Genomic DNA, 20,749 nt, shown 5'->3' with positions numbered 1-20,749 from the left:
ATATTTTTGGTTAGTTAGTTAGAGAAAAAAGCACCTTTTTAAGGTGCTTTTTTAATATAAATACTATTTTTAATAAGGGCAGCCACAATATTTGTTGCTCTTAAAAATATCGCTAAGTTTTGTGCCATCAGTTCTAAATATGTCAATAGAAATACTTAAGCTTAAAATTTTATGTTTGTAAGATCTCAAATCAGCTAAATTAACACCATATTCAGAGTTAATAATATCTAATAGTTCTTCTTCAGTTTTTTTAGAGGTCACCTCATATCTCAAATCTAAACTAAACCTATTGTATCGCGCCATGATACCAAAATTCAGGCTTGTTGTTTTTCTATCTAAATCGGGACCGCCATCGCTAAAAGTTGTTTCTTGAACACCATCTAAGATAGTTTCGTCATAAAAATTAAAACTAGGGCCCACATAAATAGCTACTGGTTTTAAAATTTTAACTCCAAACAATAGTGGGACTTCCATTTTAGAAGTCCTCCAATTCGCTTTTTTTCTGGAAAAATCATAATGATTTTTTAGTGAAACATAATTTAATTCTGGTCTAATAAAGAATTTGTTAAATTCAACCATAAAATATGCTCCGAGTAAATATCCCATATCTTTTTCCGGTTGGTAAGTTATCCCGGGGTCACCTTGATATGGACGTTCATAAATATCTCCTATAGTATTGGTATTCAAACCACCTTTAAGACCAAAGACGTATTCTTGTGAAAACATTTTTGAGCAGCAAAAGAAGACAACAGTTATTAGGTATAATGTTCTCATTATTAATAGATTTGGGGTTAATCGTGGTCGAATTTAGAATTATTTGTTAATATGTTAATGAAATTACGATCATTGACTTTTTTTTTGGTACAAAAGGTAAGTTTTATACAGTTTGCTATTGATTTTCTCCTGAATACAACATGTTCATTGGTTATTAAATTAATCCAATTTCATTTTAATATTTAACGACGAACATGCATTTCATCGTTAAAAAGCATAATTTAGACAGATAATGTTAAAATTAAGCGTATTACAACGAATAAATATGTTTTTAGTCGTTACAATTCAATTATATTTTTACTTTTGAAGTGTACTAAATAACATACTTTTTAGTTCAATGGATTAATTAATTAATATTTGCATTATGTTGTTGATATAGAAGCCCTAAATCGAACTTCATAATATAAAAGCAAATTAGAAGAAACCGAGTTTGAGGGAACTCGGTTTTTTTGTGTCTTGTAATTTCTATAAACTTAAATAGGAGTACGCCCAATACATAAGTATGAACTGCATAGGAATTCTTAAAACAAGTACCCATTTTGGTAAACCAGCTGAGGCTTTTTTGTTTGAAACCATATAAAAATGTACCAATAGAAAAACAATTAGCATTAAAATAATAAGAATTATAGATGTGTTTTTTAATAAAGGGATGCATAGCATTATTCCTAAAATTATTTCTGATAAACCACTTAAAGAAACTAACAGTTTATGATTGGGCAAGTAATTTGGCATAATGCGTAGATACATTTTAGGTTTTATAAAATGATTGATTCCTGCTGCAATATAAAGCACGGCCATAAGGTATAAATGCCAAGGATTGTTCATGATTAAAATATATTTTTTTCTAAATTAGCATAATTTGAAGTCTATATGAAACATAGAGCAGCGTTTTTGTTTTTATTTATTTGTTTTAAAGTTTTTGCTCAATTACCAGAAGGGTTTGTGTATGTGAAAACTATTATACCAGACTTAGATGTTGAACTACGTTATTATACCACAAATAATTTTGTCGGTAAACCTATAAAAGGGTATCTAACTAACGAACTCATTTTAACCAAACAAACGGCATTTGCATTAAAGCAGGTTCAAGAGGAACTACAAAATAAAAACTTATGCTTAAAAGTGTATGATGGTTACCGGCCGCAACGTGCGGTAGACCACTTTATGGGTTGGGCAAAAAATTTGAATGATACCGTTAATAAAAAGGCTTTTTATCCGAATGTTGATAAGATGAATTTATTTGTTGAAGATTATATTGCAGCAAAATCGGGTCATAGTAAAGGAAGTACCGTAGATTTGACTATTATTGATGCTAATACAAGCAAACCTTTAGACATGGGAAGTGAGTATGATTTTTTTGGAAAGGAATCTTGGACCGACTATAAGGATATCACGGAAGAGCAAAAAGCAAATAGAAAACTATTACTAAAAGTAATGACTAAACATGGCTTTGTGAATTTTTATAAAGAATGGTGGCATTTTACTTTAAAAGATGAACCTTTTCCAGATAATTATTTTGACTTTCCCGTAAAATAAAAACCTGCTTTCAAAAAAGAAAACAGGTTTTTGTGTTTTTTGGATTGATGAACTTTGCTATTATTCTTTATCTAAGTTTTTGGTCATGTTAAAGCCAACAAATAAACCTAATCCTGCCATTGTAAAAATAGCTCCAGAGAATGCAACATCGTCTTGAATACCTAAGTTTTCAAGGATGGAAGCAATAAATATGCCAATTCCAATAGCCATTAATAATAAGGCTAAATTTAATAGGAACACTTTCCATATTGGGGAACGATTACTTTTATCCCCCATAAAAATACTGGCATCGGCACCTTTTTCAATAAGTGCTAAACGTTCTTTGTTTCTTGTAGATAAGTATAAATATACGATTCCAAAAATTGCAAGAAAAAAACTGATTGGTATTAAAACTTCTATCATAACTGTTTGTTTTTAATTGATTATTTTTAAGGTGTTCATAGCTTATGACGATACCTTTTTTATTTGGGTTACACATTTTGTGAAAATAATTTTTAAATGTGCTGTAACCTAAAATCAATTACCAACGTCTTACTATCAAATGACCGCCGACAACGACATATATTATATCAATTTAATTATTGAAGGAAACTCAAATGCATTTAGCGTTTTAGTTGACCGCTATAAGGATTTGGTATTTTCATTAGCCTTAAAAATGGTTAAGAATAGGGAAGAAGCAGAAGAGGTTGCGCAGGACACGTTTATAAAAGTATTTAAATCCTTAAGTCAATTTAAAGGCGATTCAAAATTTTCAACATGGATTTATAAGGTCGCTTATAATACCAGTTTAGATAGATTGAAAAAACATAAAAGGGAGCAATCCGTAGTTTCAATAGATGAATTTAATTCAAATCAAATAAGAAGTATGGATAATGCGCTTGATGCTATGGAAGACGATGAACGAAGCAAAGCCATACAAGATTGTATCAAACTGTTGCCAAGTGATGATGCCTTTTTGTTAACTTTATTTTATTTTGAAGAACAATCTTTAGAAGAGATTGCAAAGATTGTTGGATTAACGGCCAATAATGTAAAAGTGAAACTATTTAGAAGTAGAAAAAAATTAACCGCTATTTTAAAAGAGCGATTAGAACCAGAAATCATTGAATATTATGAAAAAAACTGATACTGATAAAGAAATTGAACAATTGGTTGAGAAAATGATGAAGGAAACGTCTTTAGATACACCTTCATTCGATTTCACTGCTCATATTATGTCAAAGGTTTTAGAAATTAAAACAAGTGAAGCAACGGTTTATAAACCATTGATTTCTAAAAAAGTGTGGGGAATCATTGCCTTTGGTGTTTTAGCATTAGTAATTTTCATTGTTTTTGGAGCTAAAGGAGAAGCTTCAGGTATTGTAAATCCTATTGATTTTAGCATGCTTACCAATAATAAAATAATCAATACCATTTCTGGTTTTAAAGCATCAAGTTTTCAGGTTTCCAAAACATTTAGTCATGCATTGATGTTTTTAGGCATCATGATTTGTGTACAAATTCTATTTTTAAAACATCATTTTAATCAACGTTTTGAAAATTAACGCTTGGTTGCTCCACATTTAAAGGGGTTGTTTTGTTTGGCAATTCCATTTGCTTACGCATTTGCTTGATGGTTAAGGTGCTTCCATCATGGCTCCATCCTGGTTCCCCGAAAGCATACATGAACTTGTGATATAAATTTGGACTCTTTTTCATGTCGTTCCAAATATCTTTATATTCATGCGTTAAAATAATCAAAGGATTATAGGAATTTGGTGGTTTGGTAACGCCGTATTCAATATCTATGTTCTCGTCCAATTCTTTCCAGGTTCCAAATAGTTTATCAAACATATTTAAAAAGCCACCATGGTTTTTATCCATATACTCTAAATTTTTAGCGTGGTGCACCTGGTGCATTGTATGGGTATTAAATACTTTTTCAATAATTCCCAGTTTTGGAACGTAAGCAGAATGTAACTGAAATTGCCAAAGAGCTTCAATACCTAAGCATACAATCACCATTGCTGGAGGAAATCCAATGGCAGGTAACCACATATAAAAAAACGGTTTATATAAAATAGTGAACCAGCCGTTTCTAACTGCTGTTCCTAGATTGAAATTGTCGGAAGAGTGGTGCACGATGTGTGCCGCCCATAAAAAGCGCACCATATGGTTTTGTCTGTGAAACCAATAATATGAAAAATCGTCTAAAAATTGACATAGAATCCAAACATACCATGCATAACCAAATGATTCCCAACCCATAATGTTGGTACGTATGCCATCAACAATAGGGTTGAACAATTCGTACACATAATTAAAGATGATTATGGCCGAAATCGTTTTTATTAAAGGCGCTAAAACTACCGATCCAACGCCCATAGTTAGACTAGATGCTAGATCTTTCCATTTGTAAAGATGTTTGTGGTCGTGGGTTTTGCTATATGTAAGTTCAACCAAAATAAGGCCTAAAAAACAAGGCACACCATACACTAGTGGGTTTGTAAAATCCATTACAGTTTAAATTTTAAAAGTGCTGGTTGGTAAGCGTTAGTGTAGTAAGTAGTGGGTAGTATGATTAGTTGAAGTCTATTAATTTTTTTTCTTTCGATAAAGATAGTAATTAATTAGCGGAATTATAAACGATTTAGTACCAACGTTTTTTTTTCTTTTTGGAAGCTTCACTTTTACGCCCTTTTTTGTGTTTGCTTTTTCCTGGGGTTTTGTGAATTTCCTTTTTTGCTTTTGGGTCTAACGGATAGGGATGGTCATCCACCACATCCAATTGCATATTAATAAGTTGCTGAATAGTCGCCACATAGGTTTTTTCATCTGCAGAACATAACGAATAGGAAGTGCCTGAGTTTCCAGCCCTGGCAGTTCTTCCAATTCTATGAACATACGTTTCTGGCACATTGGGTAAATCGAAATTCACTACCGCATCTAAATTATCAATATCAATACCACGCGCCGCCACATCAGTTGCAATTAAAATAGTGGCTTCTTTATCTTTGAACTTTTGTAACGCTTCTTGTCTTAGGTTCTGACTTTTATCACCGTGGATGCTTTCCACTTTATAGCCATTTTTAATAAGCGTTTCTTCTAACTTTTCAACACCAAATTTAGTGCGTCTAAAAATAAGAATACTGCCTTTTATCGTATTTCGTAATAAATGCAAACACAATTCTATTTTATTGCGTTTTGGCACGTAATACAATACTTGGTTGACGTTTTTGGACGTGGACGAATTAGGGGCCACTTCAACACGCTCAGGGTTATTTAAAATGGTATTTGCCAATTGTTCCACCTTAAAAGGGATGGTGGCCGAAAACAATAAAATTTGTTTTTCCCTTGTACACAAACGCTCAATTTTTTTAACATCGTCAATAAAACCCATGTCTAACATTAAATCGGCTTCATCTAAAACCAAAATATCGACATAGTCTAGGTTTACGGTATCTTGTTTGTGCAAATCCAATAAACGCCCGGGCGTAGCAATTAAAATATCTACGCCTTTTTTAAGAACATCTTTTTGTGGCTCGATTGACGTGCCACCATAAACAACGGTTGTTCTTAAATTGGTATACTTGCAATACGTTTTAAAATTTTCTTCAATTTGAACCGCCAATTCGCGAGTCGGGCTTATTATTAAAGCTTTTATTTTCTTGCCACTTTTTGAAGCATCTTGTTTATCAAACAACAATTGCAAAATAGGTAAGGCAAAAGCAGCGGTTTTTCCTGTGCCGGTTTGTGCCGAAACAATGACGTTTTTTTTGTCTAATACCAACGGAATGGTTTTTTCTTGAACCAAGGTTGGGTTATCGTAACCCGCTTCTGCAACCGCTCTTAAAATAGGTTTGTTTAATTGTAAGTCTTTAAACGACATATTGTATTGAAATTTGCTGCAAAGATACATAAAAGTTATCAGGCTTAATTCCCGTGAAATCGTAAGATTCATGAATTCATTATTATAAAAATATTTAATAATGAATAAAACGGGAATCCAAATAATGCGCTATATCTCAATGATTAGTGCACTTCAAAAAATTCTTTATTATACTTTAAGGGATATAAGGACAAAACATTTTCTAATTTTGCGGCGCAATTATAATTTGCAACATAACCTATGGTACAATACAACCCCAAAGACTGGATCGTTTTTATTTTTAGATTTCATAAATCAGATACGTTTAGGAAACTGATTCCCATGATGCTATTTATAGGTGCTTACACCGGTGGCGTCGGGTATTTGGAACTTGAGTATTGGAAACTATCGCAGAAAAACCATTTGTCAAATATTCCCGTCATGCACAGTATGTTGGGTTTTGTCATTTCCTTATTATTGGTGTTTAGAACCAATACGGCTTACGACCGTTGGTGGGAAGGCCGAAAACTGTGGGGTGCGTTGGTTAATAATAGCCGGAATTTAGCCATGAAGCTCAGTGTTATCTTAAAGGAAGAACACGATAGGGCGTATTTCAGGAAATTAATTCCGGGCTATGCTTCTATATTGTCAAAACATTTAACCGATGTGGAAACCAGTTTGCAATTGTATGAAGGCATCGATTTAGATAACCACAAGCACCGACCAAACCAAGTGGCGAAAATGATGTATCAAAAGATTACTGATCTGCACGAGCAGAAAAAAATCACGGGCGACCAACTAATTATCTTAAATGCCGAATTACAGTCGTTTACAGACATTTGTGGGGCATGTGAGCGTATTAAAAACACGCCCATTCCGTATTCATACAGTGCGTTTATTAAAAAATTCATCTTTTTTTATATCATGACGTTACCTTTTGGCTATGTGTTTAGTTTGGGATATTATGCCATACCAGTCGTTATTTTTATTTTTTATGTGTTGGCAAGTTTAGAATTAATTGCTGAAGAAATTGAAGACCCTTTTGGGTTTGATGCCAACGATTTGCCTATTGAAAAGATTTCGGCAAACATTAAAAAGCATGTGGAGGAGATTATTTAGGGTTTTTATGAAATTGGTTTTGTTTTTTACGTTGTCGTTTAAAGGTCTTGTGTAAGAAGCAGAACTGTTTAGCTTTTAATTTTAGCTTATGTTAGCTGCCGTATAATTGAACTTCTAGAATAAGACGATTGGTAGCTCGTGTTGCCGACTGCCATCTTTCGCGCTAATCTCAAATAAAATTAGAGTTAAAGTCGAGTTTTCCCTATTCTTTGCGACATCCACTGTGAAATCAAATTTACCCCATTCTGGTGCGCCCGCATCAGTCATCTCATAGCCTTTTTTCAATTCATCGTGACCGTCTTCAACGGTCCAGTTGAAACTTGCTTCAAAAATTTGTCCTTCTCCTTTAACTCGAAATTTATCATTATTTACTTTCTCTACTGTCACATTTCTAAAACGCTCGTTCGAATATTTCTTTACAGTTGTGTTCGATGGAGCTGCCTTTTTCAGTTGAACAGTATCGCTCGTTTTGACATTTTCCTGAGCTTCTCTAACAATTTTATCCTTTTTATTACAGGCAGCAAATAGTATAATTAATAATAAGATTATCCGTTTCATATCGAGTTCTTTGTTTCCTTTTTAGGCTATAGTTTCTTCAAATGACAGTTAACTTTAATAATATGAAATCGTATTAAGGTTTTATATCAGTCCCGATAGCTATCGTTATAAACGAATATATATTTTTTTCCGACAAAGATAACCTTAAATTTCATTACAAAACCAACAACTCTTTTATAGTAGAACCCTCATGGGTTTTGAAAACCAAAACAAATCAAAATCTTTGAAATTGGTTTTTCAATTGTTGGTGTGAATTTAGTTTTTAGCAAATTCTATTAAAGTTTTTATGTTTCCATTATCAGCCTCTTTTAATGCTTTAATATACATTTTTCGTGTTTCATCAGGTTTAACCATTTTTGAATTGTGCCAACTAAAAATGTCCTTTCCAAAAATACATTCGATAATTAATTAAACAAAATGTAAACATATAAGTTTACAAATTATATAAAAAGTAAACATATAAGTTTACAAAAAATAAATTAAAATCTGAATTCACTATAAAATCCGCTACCGCTAAGCTCTGCTTAGTGGCCACAACAGTTTATTGCACTAGAATTCAATTAGTGTTTTTTTGCTAAACCGCTTTAGGAAGGATTATTATTTGATTTGTTTTTTACAATCTTATCGGCCACTAAACTGAGCTTAGCGGTAGCGTGCGAAAGTTTAAAATTCACTACAACACCAACAACCCATTCTCCCGTAAAACACCCATAGGTTTTGAAAACCAAAACAATTCAAAGTCTTCAAACTGCGTTTCAAAATCTTTTTTTAATTCCAAAAATGAAGGTAATTGTGTGTTGTTTGGGCTTAATGTTTCTAAGATATTTAAAAGCCAGTTACCTTGATTTTTGTCAAAAGTTACCGAAAATGTGTCGGTTGTGGTGTGAAACGTGGCTTGTAAAGAATAATACGTTTGTCCTTTTTTGGTTTTGGAAGTTTCTGTTACCAAAGGTTTTGTGCCAAGCCACAGTATTTTTGCGGTTGGTTTGATGTTGAAATGAACCTCGGTTTCTAAGCAGTTATGAATAAAATCGGGTTTAATAGTGGTTTTCGGGATTTTAAAATCGAACCAATCTTGTAACGGCAATTCAAAACCAATACCGTGCATATAGTTAAAAAGCGACTTTTTCAATCCGAAACTAAATTGGTTATGGTCAATGCCCGTAGTATCGGTAAAGGCAATATCGTTATTGGCAAACGTAATGGGTTTGGTGTTTGGGATGATGTGGTATTCGGATGGATTTAATCCAATAGGACTGTGCGCCGTTAATGCAAACTGGTGCCAAAATCCTGATTGTAATACGCCAATTTCGAATAACTGACGCACCATTTCCAAACTATCAACAGTTTCCTGAATGGTTTGCGTGGGGTAGCCATACATTAAATAGGCGTGAACCATAATATTGGCTTCGGTAAAATGACTTGTGACTTGCGCAACTTGCTCCACGGTGACACCTTTATCAATAAGTGCCAATAATCTATCGGAAGCCACTTCCAGTCCGCCAGAAATCGCAATACATCCCGAGGCTTTTAACAACTGGCACAAATCCTTAGTGAAGTTTTTTTCAAACCGAATGTTGGTCCACCACGTCACGGTGAGTTTACGTTTAATAATTTCTAAAGCGAGTGCTTTCATCAGTGCTGGAGGCGCTGCTTCGTCCACAAAATGAAACCCAGTTTCGCTGGTTTGTTCTATGAGTTGTTCCATACGATCCACCAATAATTTAGCGGCGATGGGTTCGTAAATTTTTATGTAATCCAGCGAAATATCGCAAAACGTACATTTGCCCCAATAGCAACCGTGCGCCATGGTAAGTTTGTTCCATCGACCATCGCTCCATAAACTGTGCATGGGGTTGGCGATTTCTATGACTGAAATGTATTTATCTAAAGGTAAATCGGAATAATCAGGAGTGCCAACCTCACTTTGTTTGTAATCTGGTTTGGTGCTATTATTTTTATAAACGACTTTTCCGTTTTCTAAAAGAAAGGTGCGTTTGGCCTCCCCCAACCCCTCCGAAGGAGGGGAGTTAAAAACGTGTGAAATTAAAAGCTCAACAGGCAATTCACCATCATCCAAAGTAATAAAATCAAAAAACTGAAATACTCTGGTGTCGGTTACCGAGCGTAATTCGGTATTTGGGAATCCGCCGCCTATCGCAATTTTAATGTTTGGGTAAATGGCTTTTATATATTGGGCACAACGAAACGCACTGTATAAATTCCCGGGAAACGGTACTGAAAAACATACCAGTTTCGGTTGTATGGTTTTTAGGGTGTCCTCAAGAATGTTTAAAGTAATTGTATCAATATAGGTTGGTTGGTTTTGTAACTGTTCATATAATTCATCAAACGAATTGGCACTCTGTCCCAAACGTTCCGCATAACGACTAAATCCAAAATTGTCGTCAATACATTCTACAATAAAATCGGATAAATCTTCAAGATATAAGGTAGCCAAATGTTTGGCTTTGTCTTGCATGCCCATATTGCCGAATGCCCAATCGAGTTCATCTAATTGTTCAAAGCGTGATGCTTGCGGTAAATAATTGTCCGTACAAATTTGTCTTGCAAACGTTGGTTTTTTGCCTTGTAGAAACACAATCACATCATCTAATGGTTGTAAATAAGCGTCTTTTAGCGCATAAATTCTTTGGGCATTTTCTGAGATGATGTTATTATTTTTGTCAGCTAATTCAAAAAGATCTTGAAATGTTTTTTTTGAAAATAATTCTAAAATCACTTCAATACCCAAATCCATTTGAAATGAAGCGATGTTTTTAGTGTTTAAAAATCCCTTTAGATAACATGTAGCAGGGTAGGGCGTGTTTAATTGCGTAAACGGAGGAGTGATGAGTAAAAGGTCTTTCAAAATGCTACAGAAAATAAATAGTAACAAATATAGTTTGTTTACAACCCTGAACTTGTTTCAGGGTCTCATTATTTTTCAATAATGATGAATCAGATGATAAACGCACGCAACTTCTCTCTTTTTCTTAAAGGAAGCGCATTATTTTCTATAGCAAGAGCCAAATGTTCTTGGTTTTTATCTTTTGAAAATAATAAGTTATAAAATTGGGCGGTAGTTAAACTATTTTTGGCGGATTCTATAAGTGAAACCGTATCGCCAGCTTTTACAAAACCTTCTTCCAGAACTCTAACATAAGTTCCAGGAAATCCATGAATCACAAATTGCTTTACGACTTTTTGTGAACCAAACTTGACACCTAGTTTAAAGCAAGGTTCTCTAGGCTCTGTTACTTGAACTAAAGCAGAACCAATTTTATAAATAGCACCAATCATCATTTTGGTTTCGTCCAATCCGTTTACGGTTAGGTTTTCGCCAAACATGCCCCAATCCCAATCTAAATTTGGATAGAGATTTTTCCAATACGCATAATGGTCTTCAGAAAATAGATAACACGCTTTAAACTCCCCACCATGATATTTACGGTCGGTTACTTCATCATCTTTAACATCATCTTTTCCTAAATAAATAGGTTGTTGGGTTGGTGTTTTATAAATACCGGTTATAACTTTTTTCCCTCTAAAAATAATGGTTATTGGTTTGGCTATATTGGTCGAAGTTACATGCATGGCTTATAAAACAATAGCTTAATTTTCTAATGCAGTCAATTCCGCAATTTTACAAATCACTTGGGTTGCTTTAATCATGCTTTCCACAGGAACATACTCATAACGCCCATGAAAATTATGGCCTCCAGCAAAAATATTTGGGCAAGGTAATCCCATATAGCTGAGTTGAGATCCATCAGTACCGCCACGAATAGGTTTTATGAGGGGTTTAATGTCTAATTGTTTCATGGCTTCTTCGGCGATATCTACAATATGCATCACTGGTTCTACTTTTTCTCTCATATTAAAATATTGATCCTTAATCTCAATACTTATAATATCTTCTTCGTATTGTGAATTAAGCTCATCTGTGAGTTTAAGCATCATGTCTTTGCGCGCTTTAAAATGCCCAAGGTTGTGATCACGGATAATATATTGCAATTCGGTTTCCTCAACATCCCCTTTTACACCATGTAAATGAAAAAAACCTTGATACTCATCGGTATGTTCGGGTGTTTCCATTCTAGGTAGTGAGTTTATGAATTCAGTAGCAATATATAGCGAATTAACCATTTTGCCTTTCGCATAACCTGGATGCACACTTTTACCTTTAACACGAACTTTGGCACTAGCAGCGTTAAAATTTTCATATTCCAGTTCGCCAACCTGGCTGCCATCCATAGTATAAGCCCAATCGGCTCCAAATTTTTTGACATCAAATTTATGGGCACCTCGTCCTATTTCTTCATCGGGCGTAAAACCAACTTTAATGGTGCCATGTTTAATCTTTGGATGATGGATTAAATATTCCATGGCCGTCATAATTTCACAAATACCCGCTTTATCATCAGCGCCTAAAAGCGTTGTGCCGTCTGTCGTAATTAAGGTTTGCCCTTTATAAAGGTGTAAATCTTCAAAATAATCTGGCGATAATATAATATTTTCAGCGGCATTTAAAACAATATCCTGTCCATTATATTTTTCAATAATTTGAGGTTTAACGTTGGTTGCGGTAAAATCTGGTGACGTATCAAAATGTGAAATAAAACCAATGGTTGGAACATCATGCATAACATTGCTTGGTAATGTTGCCATAATATAGGCGTTCTCATCTATGCTGACGTCTTGCATCCCAATGGCTTTTAATTCTTCCGCTAATTTATTTGCCAAATGCCATTGTTTTTCGGTGCTTGGAGTTGTTCCACTATCCGGATTTGATTGAGTGTCGACGGTAACGTAACTTATAAATCGATTTATAATATGTTGTTTATCAATCATTTTAATAGATTTTATCTGAGGTTTTTAGTGGACTAATTTTTTGCAAATAATTAGCTCAAAAATACTATTAATTTTCAAATGCTTCATGCTGTTTTTTATGAAATGAATGGTATTTTTGCGACAGAATTCAACTTCACTATGTATAAATTAATTATCCGTCCCATTTTATTTTGGTTTGACCCTGAAGATGTTCATTACTTTACGTTTTCGCTGATTCGTTTTTTAAACAAGATTCCTTTTGTTTCAAATATTGTTAAAAAATTATATCAAGTTGAAGATACTTCTTTAGAAAAAGAATTATTCGGATTGACATTTAAAAACCCTATTGGTTTAGCTGCGGGATTTGATAAAGATGCCAAGTTATTTAATGAGTTGTCAAACCTAGGATTCGGTTTTATTGAAATTGGTACATTAACACCAAAAGCCCAACCGGGAAATCCTAAAAAGAGATTGTTCCGCTTAAAGGAAGATTCGGCTATTATCAATCGCATGGGATTTAATAACGGCGGTGTTGAGGACGCTGTGAAACGATTAAAAACAAACAAACATGTTTTAATCGGTGGCAATATTGGAAAAAATAAATTAACACCTAATGAAGATGCTGGAGATGATTATAAAATCTGTTTCAAAGCGTTGTTTGATTATGTGGATTATTTTGTAGTGAATGTAAGTTCGCCAAACACGCCTAATTTAAGGGATTTACAAGATAAAGAGCCATTAACGAATCTTTTAAAAGAGTTACAGATTGAAAATGCTGGCCATAAACAAAGGAAGCCTATTTTATTAAAAATTGCTCCAGATTTAACCAATGAACAATTGTTGGATATTATTGATATTGTTGCAGAAACGAAAATTGATGGTATTATAGCAACCAATACAACCATCCTACGAGACGGTTTAACGTCTGAAAGCAAAACTGAAATGGGCGGGTTAAGTGGTAAACCTCTAACAAATCGTTCCACTGAAGTCATTCGGTTTTTGGCAGAAAAAAGCAACAAGGCATTTCCGATTATTGGCGTTGGAGGTATTCACACTGTTGAAGATGCTCTGGAAAAATTGGAAGCTGGTGCCGATTTAATACAGTTATATACAGGATTTATATACGAGGGTCCAAAACTCATTAAGGATATCAATAAGGCTTTGATTAAAAAGTAAGTTACTTAACGAACTTTTTAACCACTCTGGAATTTCCATTATTCAGAATCAACAAATACGTTCCTGACGATAAGTTATTAACGTCAATTTGTTTATTGGTAAGCTGCCCTTGCGACAATACTTGACCATAAAAGTTTGATATTTGATAATCAGTGGCACTATCTATTGCTGAATGGATGTTCAATGTTCCGTTTGAAACAGGATTTGGATAAATTTTTATCTGAGCCAATGAGGAAGTTGCTTTATCATCCTCTGTAGTAGCTTCAGTAAACTGCATTTTTATAAATTGAAAAAATGCATACATTCTGGCCTTTTGCTGATTTGAGAATTGGGTTCTACATCCTTTATAGGAATAAGACATCATGTTGTAAGTATCTGGTTGATATTTATCTCCATTAGCATCAGTTTCGATTCCTATATAGTTGCAAGAATCCAGATTGTTTGAACCTAATTTTGGGTCGGCTGGAGTGTCACAAATACCATCGCCATCAGTATCACAATTGTTCCCATTTACTAACTCAGTAGTCATATCGTCGTTTGGTCCGTGGGTATGTATCAAAGATAAAATATGACCTATTTCATGTGCCAATGAAGAATCGTTGATAGCACAACTGTTTTGCATAAAAATGATATTGGTATTCTTGGTAATGTTTGCATAACCACAAATATTATTATTGGATTCATTTTTTAGGTTATTTGCAAAATAAATATTCAATGCCCCTTCTGTATAATTGTTTTTTGTCAATTCACTTTCATCGCTTTTGTTAAAATGGTAAAAAGCATCATTATCAATATAATTGATATTGCCACTTAATGAAAACTGAATATAAATATCTTTAAAAAGGGCGTTAAGATTATCAATAGTTTGGTTTAAATCATCCACATCTAAACCATAACTTCCTTGAGATGTTCTAATAATGTGGGCTTTAATCGGAATATGTTCAACTTTTATGTCATGAGCTCCTTTTGCAGAAGAAGATTTAGCCATAAAACTTTTTTCACTTTTATTAATTTCAGATCGTATGCTATTGTAAAATTCAAGAGATTCTGTACTAGTAGTTGTCCCACAACTGTAGTCTGAATTATTTTGGGATGAGAGATGAAAAGTTGTCGATAATGACATCGAAACAAGTAGAATACTAATTTTTGTTTTAAAAAGATTCATTGGGGGGCGAAACATTTTACCCAAATGTATCCTTAAACTAAACCTAACTATAATATAAACGTTATACTGTTATTTTTATCGATTATTCAACATTACATCATTCATTGAGATGAATTTCATTTATAATAAATTTGTCAAACTTAGTTTATAAGTGGATAGTGTCATTAAAAATTAAAGCTTCTCAAAAATAATAGTATTTTTATCATCCTTATTTTAAGTGATAGATGGCAAATCAAATTAAAATTATTGAATGCCCCAGAGATGCCATGCAGGGTATAAAAATGGTCATCCCAACAGAGGCTAAGGTTCAGTACATACAATCATTATTGCGTGTCGGATTTGATACCATAGACTTTGGAAGTTTTGTGTCCCCCAAGGCCATTCCGCAAATGGCCGATACGGCATTGGTATTATCAAAATTGGATTTAAGCAGTACTAAAAGTAAATTATTAGCCATTGTTGCTAATGAAAGAGGTTCAGAAGAAGCATCGCAATTCTCGGAAATAGATTATTTGGGATATCCTTTTTCTATATCTGAAAACTTTCAAATGCGTAATACCCATAAAACCATTGCGCAATCGGTTTTAATTTTGGATGAAATTTTAAATATTTCAAATAAAACCAATAAACAGGTTGTGGCTTATTTATCCATGGGATTTGGGAATCCGTATGGAGATCCTTGGAATGTTGACATCGTAGGGGAGTGGACTGATAAATTGTCTAAAATGGGCGTAAAAATAATATCGCTTAGCGATACCATAGGCACGTCTAATCCAGAAAATATTCATTATTTATTTTCAAATTTAATTCCTTTATATCCAGATATTGAGTTCGGAGCCCATCTACACACAACTTATGAATCTTGGTTTGAAAAAGTGGACGCTGCCTACAAAGCCGGTTGTAAACGGTTTGATGGTGCCATTCAAGGATTTGGTGGTTGCCCCATGGCTAAAGACGAACTAACGGGCAATATGCCTACAGAAAAATTACTCTCTTATTTTACATCTAAAAAAGTAAATAATTTAAACGCTTTAAGTTTTGAAAGTGCTCATAATGAGGTGACTAAGATTTTTAGTATGTACCACTAAAAAAAGAGTGCCGCTTATAAACGATACTCTTTTTAAAATAAAATGTTCAGTCTAAATTAAAATCTGATTTCTAGACCTCCGTAAGCTCCAAAGGGATGTCCGGGACGTAAACCAGAGGGAACACGAGATACGGCATAGGTTTCATCCAATAGATTAATAATATTCCCAGTAAGGCTTATGTGTTTGTTGAAGTGGTATTTTCCTGAAAAATCAAAAATGAAATTAGAGTCCACACTTTCATTTTCTAGAAAATTTCCTGTTCCAGCAATGGTTCTAAACTGGCCATTGTAACGACCGCTTAGGTTAAGTTCAAATCTGCTATGCTCTATGGAAATGACAGCATTAAATTGGTGTTTAGAGATATATGGTAATTCATCCCCTTTGGTAACATCTCCCCAAAGTTCATCACTACTTTCAAAACTGTTTAAAAGTTCTGTATCAGTAAAGGTATAACCAAAAGATATAGGTAAAGCAAATTTAGATGTTTTGGGAAGCAAATTGTAGTTTAGAAGTACTTCAAGACCCTTTACAACGACTTCACCAGCATTGAATTGTTCTAAAGAACCTGTACCTCCTGATGCTGCCAAGTCACTTCCCAGCAAATTACTGTAATCATTATAAAAACCTACCAGTTCTCCACCAATACCAAGAATGTTGAAGCGTGTACCCAATTCGTAATTGATACTTTCCTCAGCTTTTTGTCCGGGTTGATTGCTTGGAGGTGAAAACCCTTTGTGTACGCCACCAAAAGTTGATATATTATTGGAGAAGTTATAGTTAAAACCAATTCCAGGTATAAAGATATCTACTTTATTTTCTCTAGAGGAGAGGTTGCTACCTGTTCTATTAATATCATTAGAACCGAAATTGGCCTGTGATAAGGTCATATTCTCATAACGAATACCTGGTGTAAGGGTCAGGTTTTTATATTTTAATTTATATAAGGCAAATGCAGCAAAAGCATTGGCATCGCTTATACGGTTTGCGTCTGTTCCCGGTATGCCTGCGTTGGTAAGATTCATGTGTCCGTCTAAAATATTGTAGCCATCAACCCATTGAAAACGGTCTTCTTCGTCGAAGTGGTAACGTACTCCAACTTCAATATCGTGGAATGTGTTGTTTCCATACCAGTGGTAATCCAATTTAGTTTGAACCCCTTTCGACACATATTTTCTGTTATTGGCTTTTACTCCAAAAGCATTGTCACTACTGTTTGTATCCCCTCTTATTACAGAAAAATGGTTTGAGTAGGTCGTTGGGTCTTTAAGTATTGATGAAATACCTACTTTTTCACCATTAAATGTAACATCATTCAACTTGTACCAGTTTCTTGAAAAACCATTGTAATAACCATTGGTTGTAATTCTGAAATTGGGGTTGATATCTACTAAATGGGTCAATTGTAATTGGATATGATCGGTGGTCATTTTATCCACTTGAGACCCTGCATAACGGCTGAAAGGCGAGCTTTCGAAATCGGCATTGGTCAATCCTAAATAGGTTTCGTCTGATACTTCATCCGAATACTGAAATTTTATTTCAAATGCTTGTTGAAGTTTTGCTTCTTTACTGCTGTTTATTCTGAATTTTGTTACAACATCATTTTTATCAAATCCTGTGTCGCTGCCATTGGGTAGATTTTTAAAGCCATCAGAATTATAATTAAGGTACTCTACCATATAGCCAAAATTGGCTTTACTGTCGCCTACTTTAGCATGTAATTGTCCTGTATTGAAGCTGCCATAACTAGCTCTGACAGACCCATTAAATGTTTCTGGAATTTGTGTAGAAACCATATTGATCGCACCACCAGAAGTAAAAGGGCCATATTGGACTTGACTACTGCCTTTTAGGATTTCTATGGCCGACATGCGGGCGACTGTTGGAAAATAATAAGCAGCAGGCGCACTGTAAGGCGCTGGAGCAATTAAAACACCATCTTCCATAATGGTTATTTTTGAACTACGCTCAGGGGAAGTACCACGTAAACTGATATTCGGACGTAACCCAAAACCGTCTTCTTCATATATATTTACTCCGGGAACGGTACGCAAAATTCTATTGATGTCCGTATAACTAAACTTTTCTAGTTCTTCAGGTGAAATATAATAAGCCGATCCTGTTCTATTTTTAGCTACATATTTGTTTCCTAACATGACATCAGCACTAATTATGACTTCATCCAATTTTTGAATGGAATCTGTTTGTGTCTCTTTTTTAGTGTTTTGTTGTGCAAAGCTTATGCTGGATAATCCAATTGAAATTGCAATGAGGTGTAAATGTTTTTTCATTTATTTAGACTTATTAAAAATAGTGATGATTAATTTGGCGCAAAAATAATATCTAAAATCATATTTTCAAAATTTATTTAGAATAAATAAAAATAAAATCAATAGTTAGGTCGATTGTAGTTTTCATAAAAAGATAGACGCCTTATGATGGTATTATTTTCTCTATTAAATTCTATTTAATTACAAAGACAAAGAGAATCTACTATGTTATTTTTTTCCTATGTATAATTAAAATATAAACGAAAAAAAATGCGTAGATTTGCACGCAATTATAAAGTAATTGCCATGACTGCACATCAAAATAAAATAGTAGGGGAAGGTCTTACTTACGACGACGTCCTTTTAGTTCCCGCTTTTTCAGAAGTTTTACCTCGAGAGGTTAGTATCCAAACAAAATTTACACGAAACATAACTATTAACGTTCCCATCGTTTCAGCGGCTATGGATACTGTTACCGAGAGTAAAATGGCTATTGCCATGGCTCAAGAAGGTGGTATTGGTGTATTGCATAAAAACATGACTATTGAAGCACAGGCTTTAAAAGTCAGAAAGGTAAAGCGTGCAGAAAGCGGTATGATTATAGACCCAGTAACCTTGCCACTTACAGCTACTGTCAAGGATGCTAAATTGAGTATGGCGGAACATGGCATTGGTGGTATTCCTATTGTAGATGAAAATGGAGTGTTAAAAGGCATTGTTACTAATCGGGATTTGCGTTTTGAACACAAAAAAAGCAGACCTATTGTTGAGGTGATGACGAGTGAAAACTTAGTAACCGCCCCCATGGGAACCTCACTAAAAGATGCAGAAATTATTTTGCAACAACATAAAATTGAAAAACTGCTTATTGTTGATGATAATTTTAAATTATCAGGTTTAATCACCTTTAGGGATATTACGAAATTGACCCAAAAACCAAATGCCAATAAAGATATATTCGGACGTTTACGTGTCGCTGCTGCCATTGGTGTAACCGCTGATGCTTTGGAAAGAACTGAGGCTTTGGTAAACGCAGGAGTTGATGCTGTAGTTATCGATACAGCACATGGACATACCAAAGGGGTGGTAAGTGTTTTAAAAGACATTAAAGCCAAGTTTCCCGATTTGGATGTCATTGTTGGCAATATTGCAACAGCTGCCGCCGCTAAATACTTAGTGGAAGCTGGTGCTGATGCCGTAAAAGTGGGTATTGGACCAGGTTCTATTTGCACCACGCGTGTGGTTGCAGGTGTTGGATTTCCACAGTTTTCGGCTGTGCTGGAAGTGGCCGCTGCCATTAAAGGAAGCGGCGTGCCCGTGATTGCCGATGGTGGTATTCGTTATACAGGTGATATTCCGAAGGCCATTGCCGCAGGAGCAGATAGTGTCATGTTAGGTTCTTTGCTGGCAGGTACAAAAGAATCTCCGGGAGAGACTATTATTTACGAAGGACGAAAATTCAAATCATATCGCGGAATGGGTTCTGTGGAAGCCATGAAAGAAGGGAGTAAAGACCGTTATTTTCAAGATGTAGAGGACGATATTAAAAAATTAGTTCCTGAGGGTATTGTGGGTCGTGTGCCGTATAAGGGTGATTTATATGAAAGCATCCATCAGTTTGTTGGTGGCTTGCGTGCCGGAATGGGCTATTGTGGTGCCAAAGATATTGAAACCTTAAAAGAAACGGGTCAGTTTGTAAAAATTACGTCTAGTGGTATTAATGAAAGTCATCCACATGATGTGACCATTACGAATGAATCCCCTAACTATTCGAGATAAATTTTTAAATATATTTATTCGAAGAAAATACCTCGAGGCTCTGCCTCGGGGACAATAGAGGAAAAGTTTGAAAAACGGATGGTTTTTCATAACACTTTGAAAAAGTGTAGTTTTGAACTATGGATGATCATATTTTAAAAAGACATAACAAAACATTACTTCTGTATCATTTAGTTTTTCCTGTAAAATATAGGAATTCAGTTATTACAGAGGAAGTTGGATTTGGTTTGAAAGAAATATGTATTGATTTGTCACAACGCTATGAAATACATTTTGTGGAAGTTGGTTATGAAGAAAACCATGTTCATTTTTTAATACAAAGTGTTCCCAGTTTGTCGGTGAGTGAAATTTGTATGAAAGTAAAGAGTATCACGGCGAAAGAAATTTTCAGACGATTTCCTGAAGTGAAGACAAAGCTTTGGGGAGGAAACTTTTGGACAAGTGGTTACTATGCAAACACAGTAGGTCAATACGGGAACAAAGATGTTATCAAAAAATATATTGAAAATCAAGGTAAAGAAATAAAATATCAAAAGGTATATGAAGCTCAGCTTACACTTTTTGATTTCTAATACTTCGGGGCTCTGCCCCGGGGTAGTTTATT

The 20,749-nt window shown here is 34.4% G+C and carries 19 protein-coding genes; 8 read left to right on the top strand and 11 right to left on the bottom strand.

What is annotated here, in order from left to right; all coding sequences use genetic code 11:
• Nucleotides 1-69 precede the first annotated feature (69 nt).
• Both CSW08_RS07110 and CSW08_RS07105 read right to left on the bottom strand, forming a co-directional pair.
• The gene (locus CSW08_RS07110) at nt 70-726 is read right to left on the bottom strand and encodes a porin family protein (protein ID WP_162495544.1); all 657 of its coding nucleotides are present in this window, start codon (nt 724-726) and stop codon (nt 70-72) included.
• Nucleotides 727-1,239: 513 nt separating this feature from the next.
• The gene (locus CSW08_RS07105; protein ID WP_106659223.1) at nt 1,240-1,599 is read right to left on the bottom strand and encodes a DoxX family protein; all 360 of its coding nucleotides are present in this window, start codon (nt 1,597-1,599) and stop codon (nt 1,240-1,242) included.
• 45 nt (nt 1,600-1,644) lie between these two features.
• Between CSW08_RS07105 and CSW08_RS07100 the strand changes: the two genes are divergently transcribed.
• Nucleotides 1,645-2,310: a M15 family metallopeptidase gene (locus tag CSW08_RS07100; protein ID WP_106659222.1), complete on the top strand. Its 666-nt coding sequence runs from the start codon at nt 1,645-1,647 to the stop codon at nt 2,308-2,310.
• Nucleotides 2,311-2,370: 60 nt separating this feature from the next.
• Here the strand turns inward: CSW08_RS07100 and CSW08_RS07095 are convergent, their stop codons facing one another.
• Entirely contained in the window at nt 2,371-2,712 is a 342-nt protein-coding gene (locus tag CSW08_RS07095; protein WP_106659221.1) for a DUF6249 domain-containing protein, read from the bottom strand.
• Nucleotides 2,713-2,851: 139 nt separating this feature from the next.
• Here CSW08_RS07095 and CSW08_RS07090 point away from each other — a divergent pair, with 139 nt between their 5' ends.
• Both CSW08_RS07090 and CSW08_RS07085 read left to right on the top strand, forming a co-directional pair.
• Nucleotides 2,852-3,436, top strand: a complete 585-nt coding sequence (locus CSW08_RS07090) for an RNA polymerase sigma factor (protein WP_106659220.1) — start codon at nt 2,852-2,854, stop codon at nt 3,434-3,436.
• Nucleotides 3,423-3,854, top strand: a complete 432-nt coding sequence (locus tag CSW08_RS07085) for a hypothetical protein (RefSeq protein WP_106659219.1) — start codon at nt 3,423-3,425, stop codon at nt 3,852-3,854. The genes CSW08_RS07090 and CSW08_RS07085 overlap by 14 nt, the downstream gene beginning before the upstream one ends.
• Here the strand turns inward: CSW08_RS07085 and CSW08_RS07080 are convergent.
• The gene (locus tag CSW08_RS07080) at nt 3,832-4,806 is read right to left on the bottom strand and encodes a sterol desaturase family protein (protein WP_106659218.1); all 975 of its coding nucleotides are present in this window, start codon (nt 4,804-4,806) and stop codon (nt 3,832-3,834) included. The two genes, CSW08_RS07085 and CSW08_RS07080, sit on opposite strands and share 23 nt — an antisense overlap.
• A gap of 133 nt (nt 4,807-4,939) precedes the next feature.
• On the bottom strand, nt 4,940-6,178 hold the full coding sequence (locus tag CSW08_RS07075) for a DEAD/DEAH box helicase (protein WP_106659217.1): 1,239 nt from the start codon (nt 6,176-6,178) through the stop codon (nt 4,940-4,942).
• Nucleotides 6,179-6,418: 240 nt separating this feature from the next.
• Between CSW08_RS07075 and CSW08_RS07070 the strand changes: the two genes are divergently transcribed.
• Complete coding sequence (locus tag CSW08_RS07070; protein WP_106659216.1) at nt 6,419-7,276, top strand: bestrophin family protein; 858 nt, start codon at nt 6,419-6,421, stop codon at nt 7,274-7,276.
• 114 nt (nt 7,277-7,390) lie between these two features.
• Here CSW08_RS07070 and CSW08_RS07065 read toward each other — a convergent pair whose 3' ends face one another.
• From CSW08_RS07065 to pepT, 4 genes are all read right to left on the bottom strand, one after another.
• Nucleotides 7,391-7,834: a Gmad2 immunoglobulin-like domain-containing protein gene (locus tag CSW08_RS07065; protein WP_106659215.1), complete on the bottom strand. Its 444-nt coding sequence runs from the start codon at nt 7,832-7,834 to the stop codon at nt 7,391-7,393.
• A 673-nt stretch (nt 7,835-8,507) separates the two neighbouring features.
• The gene (locus CSW08_RS07055; protein ID WP_106659214.1) at nt 8,508-10,706 is read right to left on the bottom strand and encodes a B12-binding domain-containing radical SAM protein; all 2,199 of its coding nucleotides are present in this window, start codon (nt 10,704-10,706) and stop codon (nt 8,508-8,510) included.
• An 89-nt stretch (nt 10,707-10,795) separates the two neighbouring features.
• Complete coding sequence (locus tag CSW08_RS07050; protein ID WP_106659213.1) at nt 10,796-11,431, bottom strand: MOSC domain-containing protein; 636 nt, start codon at nt 11,429-11,431, stop codon at nt 10,796-10,798.
• A gap of 18 nt (nt 11,432-11,449) precedes the next feature.
• On the bottom strand, nt 11,450-12,688 hold the full coding sequence (gene pepT, locus CSW08_RS07045) for a peptidase T (RefSeq protein WP_106659212.1): 1,239 nt from the start codon (nt 12,686-12,688) through the stop codon (nt 11,450-11,452).
• 138 nt (nt 12,689-12,826) lie between these two features.
• Between pepT and CSW08_RS07040 the strand changes: the two genes are divergently transcribed.
• On the top strand, nt 12,827-13,843 hold the full coding sequence (locus CSW08_RS07040; RefSeq protein WP_106659242.1) for a quinone-dependent dihydroorotate dehydrogenase: 1,017 nt from the start codon (nt 12,827-12,829) through the stop codon (nt 13,841-13,843).
• Nucleotide 13,844: 1 nt separating this feature from the next.
• On the opposite strand, the gene CSW08_RS07035 is transcribed toward CSW08_RS07040, so the two are convergent.
• Entirely contained in the window at nt 13,845-14,831 is a 987-nt protein-coding gene (locus CSW08_RS07035) for a zinc-dependent metalloprotease (RefSeq protein WP_162495543.1), read from the bottom strand.
• Between the two features lie 401 nt (nt 14,832-15,232).
• Between CSW08_RS07035 and CSW08_RS07030 the strand changes: the two genes are divergently transcribed.
• Nucleotides 15,233-16,096 (top strand): hydroxymethylglutaryl-CoA lyase, encoded by an 864-nt coding sequence (locus CSW08_RS07030; protein WP_106659210.1) that lies wholly within the window; start codon nt 15,233-15,235, stop codon nt 16,094-16,096.
• Between the two features lie 56 nt (nt 16,097-16,152).
• Here CSW08_RS07030 and CSW08_RS07025 read toward each other — a convergent pair whose 3' ends face one another.
• Complete coding sequence (locus CSW08_RS07025; protein ID WP_106659209.1) at nt 16,153-18,387, bottom strand: TonB-dependent receptor family protein; 2,235 nt, start codon at nt 18,385-18,387, stop codon at nt 16,153-16,155.
• A gap of 285 nt (nt 18,388-18,672) precedes the next feature.
• Here CSW08_RS07025 and guaB point away from each other — a divergent pair, with 285 nt between their 5' ends.
• Together guaB and tnpA are read left to right on the top strand one after the other, a co-directional pair.
• Nucleotides 18,673-20,145, top strand: a complete 1,473-nt coding sequence (gene guaB, locus CSW08_RS07020; RefSeq protein WP_106659241.1) for an IMP dehydrogenase — start codon at nt 18,673-18,675, stop codon at nt 20,143-20,145.
• A gap of 119 nt (nt 20,146-20,264) precedes the next feature.
• Complete coding sequence (gene tnpA / locus CSW08_RS07015; protein ID WP_106658059.1) at nt 20,265-20,717, top strand: IS200/IS605 family transposase; 453 nt, start codon at nt 20,265-20,267, stop codon at nt 20,715-20,717.
• Nucleotides 20,718-20,749: the final 32 nt, after the last annotated feature.

This window comes from Confluentibacter flavum (genome assembly GCF_002843175.1).
Lineage (GTDB): Bacteria > Bacteroidota > Bacteroidia > Flavobacteriales > Flavobacteriaceae > Confluentibacter > Confluentibacter flavum.
This window is presented reverse-complemented; position numbering and strand designations above follow the sequence as displayed.

Excerpts from the sequence above, each read along its gene's own strand:
- CSW08_RS07065 (WP_106659215.1), bottom strand. The coding sequence starts at position 7,834 with ATGAAACGGATAATCTTATTATTAATTATACTATTTGCTGCCTGTAAT.
- CSW08_RS07110 (WP_162495544.1), bottom strand. The coding sequence starts at position 726 with ATGTTTTCACAAGAATACGTCTTTGGTCTTAAAGGTGGTTTGAATACC.
- CSW08_RS07035 (WP_162495543.1), bottom strand. The coding sequence starts at position 14,831 with ATGGCTAAATCTTCTTCTGCAAAAGGAGCTCATGACATAAAAGTTGAA.
- guaB (WP_106659241.1), top strand. The coding sequence starts at position 18,673 with ATGACTGCACATCAAAATAAAATAGTAGGGGAAGGTCTTACTTACGAC.
- CSW08_RS07075 (WP_106659217.1), bottom strand. The coding sequence starts at position 6,178 with ATGTCGTTTAAAGACTTACAATTAAACAAACCTATTTTAAGAGCGGTT.
- CSW08_RS07080 (WP_106659218.1), bottom strand. The coding sequence starts at position 4,806 with ATGGATTTTACAAACCCACTAGTGTATGGTGTGCCTTGTTTTTTAGGC.
- CSW08_RS07025 (WP_106659209.1), bottom strand. The coding sequence starts at position 18,387 with ATGAAAAAACATTTACACCTCATTGCAATTTCAATTGGATTATCCAGC.
- CSW08_RS07040 (WP_106659242.1), top strand. The coding sequence starts at position 12,827 with ATGTATAAATTAATTATCCGTCCCATTTTATTTTGGTTTGACCCTGAA.
- CSW08_RS07095 (WP_106659221.1), bottom strand. The coding sequence starts at position 2,712 with ATGATAGAAGTTTTAATACCAATCAGTTTTTTTCTTGCAATTTTTGGA.
- CSW08_RS07050 (WP_106659213.1), bottom strand. The coding sequence starts at position 11,431 with ATGCATGTAACTTCGACCAATATAGCCAAACCAATAACCATTATTTTT.
- CSW08_RS07105 (WP_106659223.1), bottom strand. The coding sequence starts at position 1,599 with ATGAACAATCCTTGGCATTTATACCTTATGGCCGTGCTTTATATTGCA.
- CSW08_RS07070 (WP_106659216.1), top strand. The coding sequence starts at position 6,419 with ATGGTACAATACAACCCCAAAGACTGGATCGTTTTTATTTTTAGATTT.
- CSW08_RS07100 (WP_106659222.1), top strand. The coding sequence starts at position 1,645 with ATGAAACATAGAGCAGCGTTTTTGTTTTTATTTATTTGTTTTAAAGTT.
- tnpA (WP_106658059.1), top strand. The coding sequence starts at position 20,265 with ATGGATGATCATATTTTAAAAAGACATAACAAAACATTACTTCTGTAT.
- CSW08_RS07030 (WP_106659210.1), top strand. The coding sequence starts at position 15,233 with ATGGCAAATCAAATTAAAATTATTGAATGCCCCAGAGATGCCATGCAG.
- CSW08_RS07085 (WP_106659219.1), top strand. The coding sequence starts at position 3,423 with ATGAAAAAAACTGATACTGATAAAGAAATTGAACAATTGGTTGAGAAA.
- CSW08_RS07090 (WP_106659220.1), top strand. The coding sequence starts at position 2,852 with ATGACCGCCGACAACGACATATATTATATCAATTTAATTATTGAAGGA.
- pepT (WP_106659212.1), bottom strand. The coding sequence starts at position 12,688 with ATGATTGATAAACAACATATTATAAATCGATTTATAAGTTACGTTACC.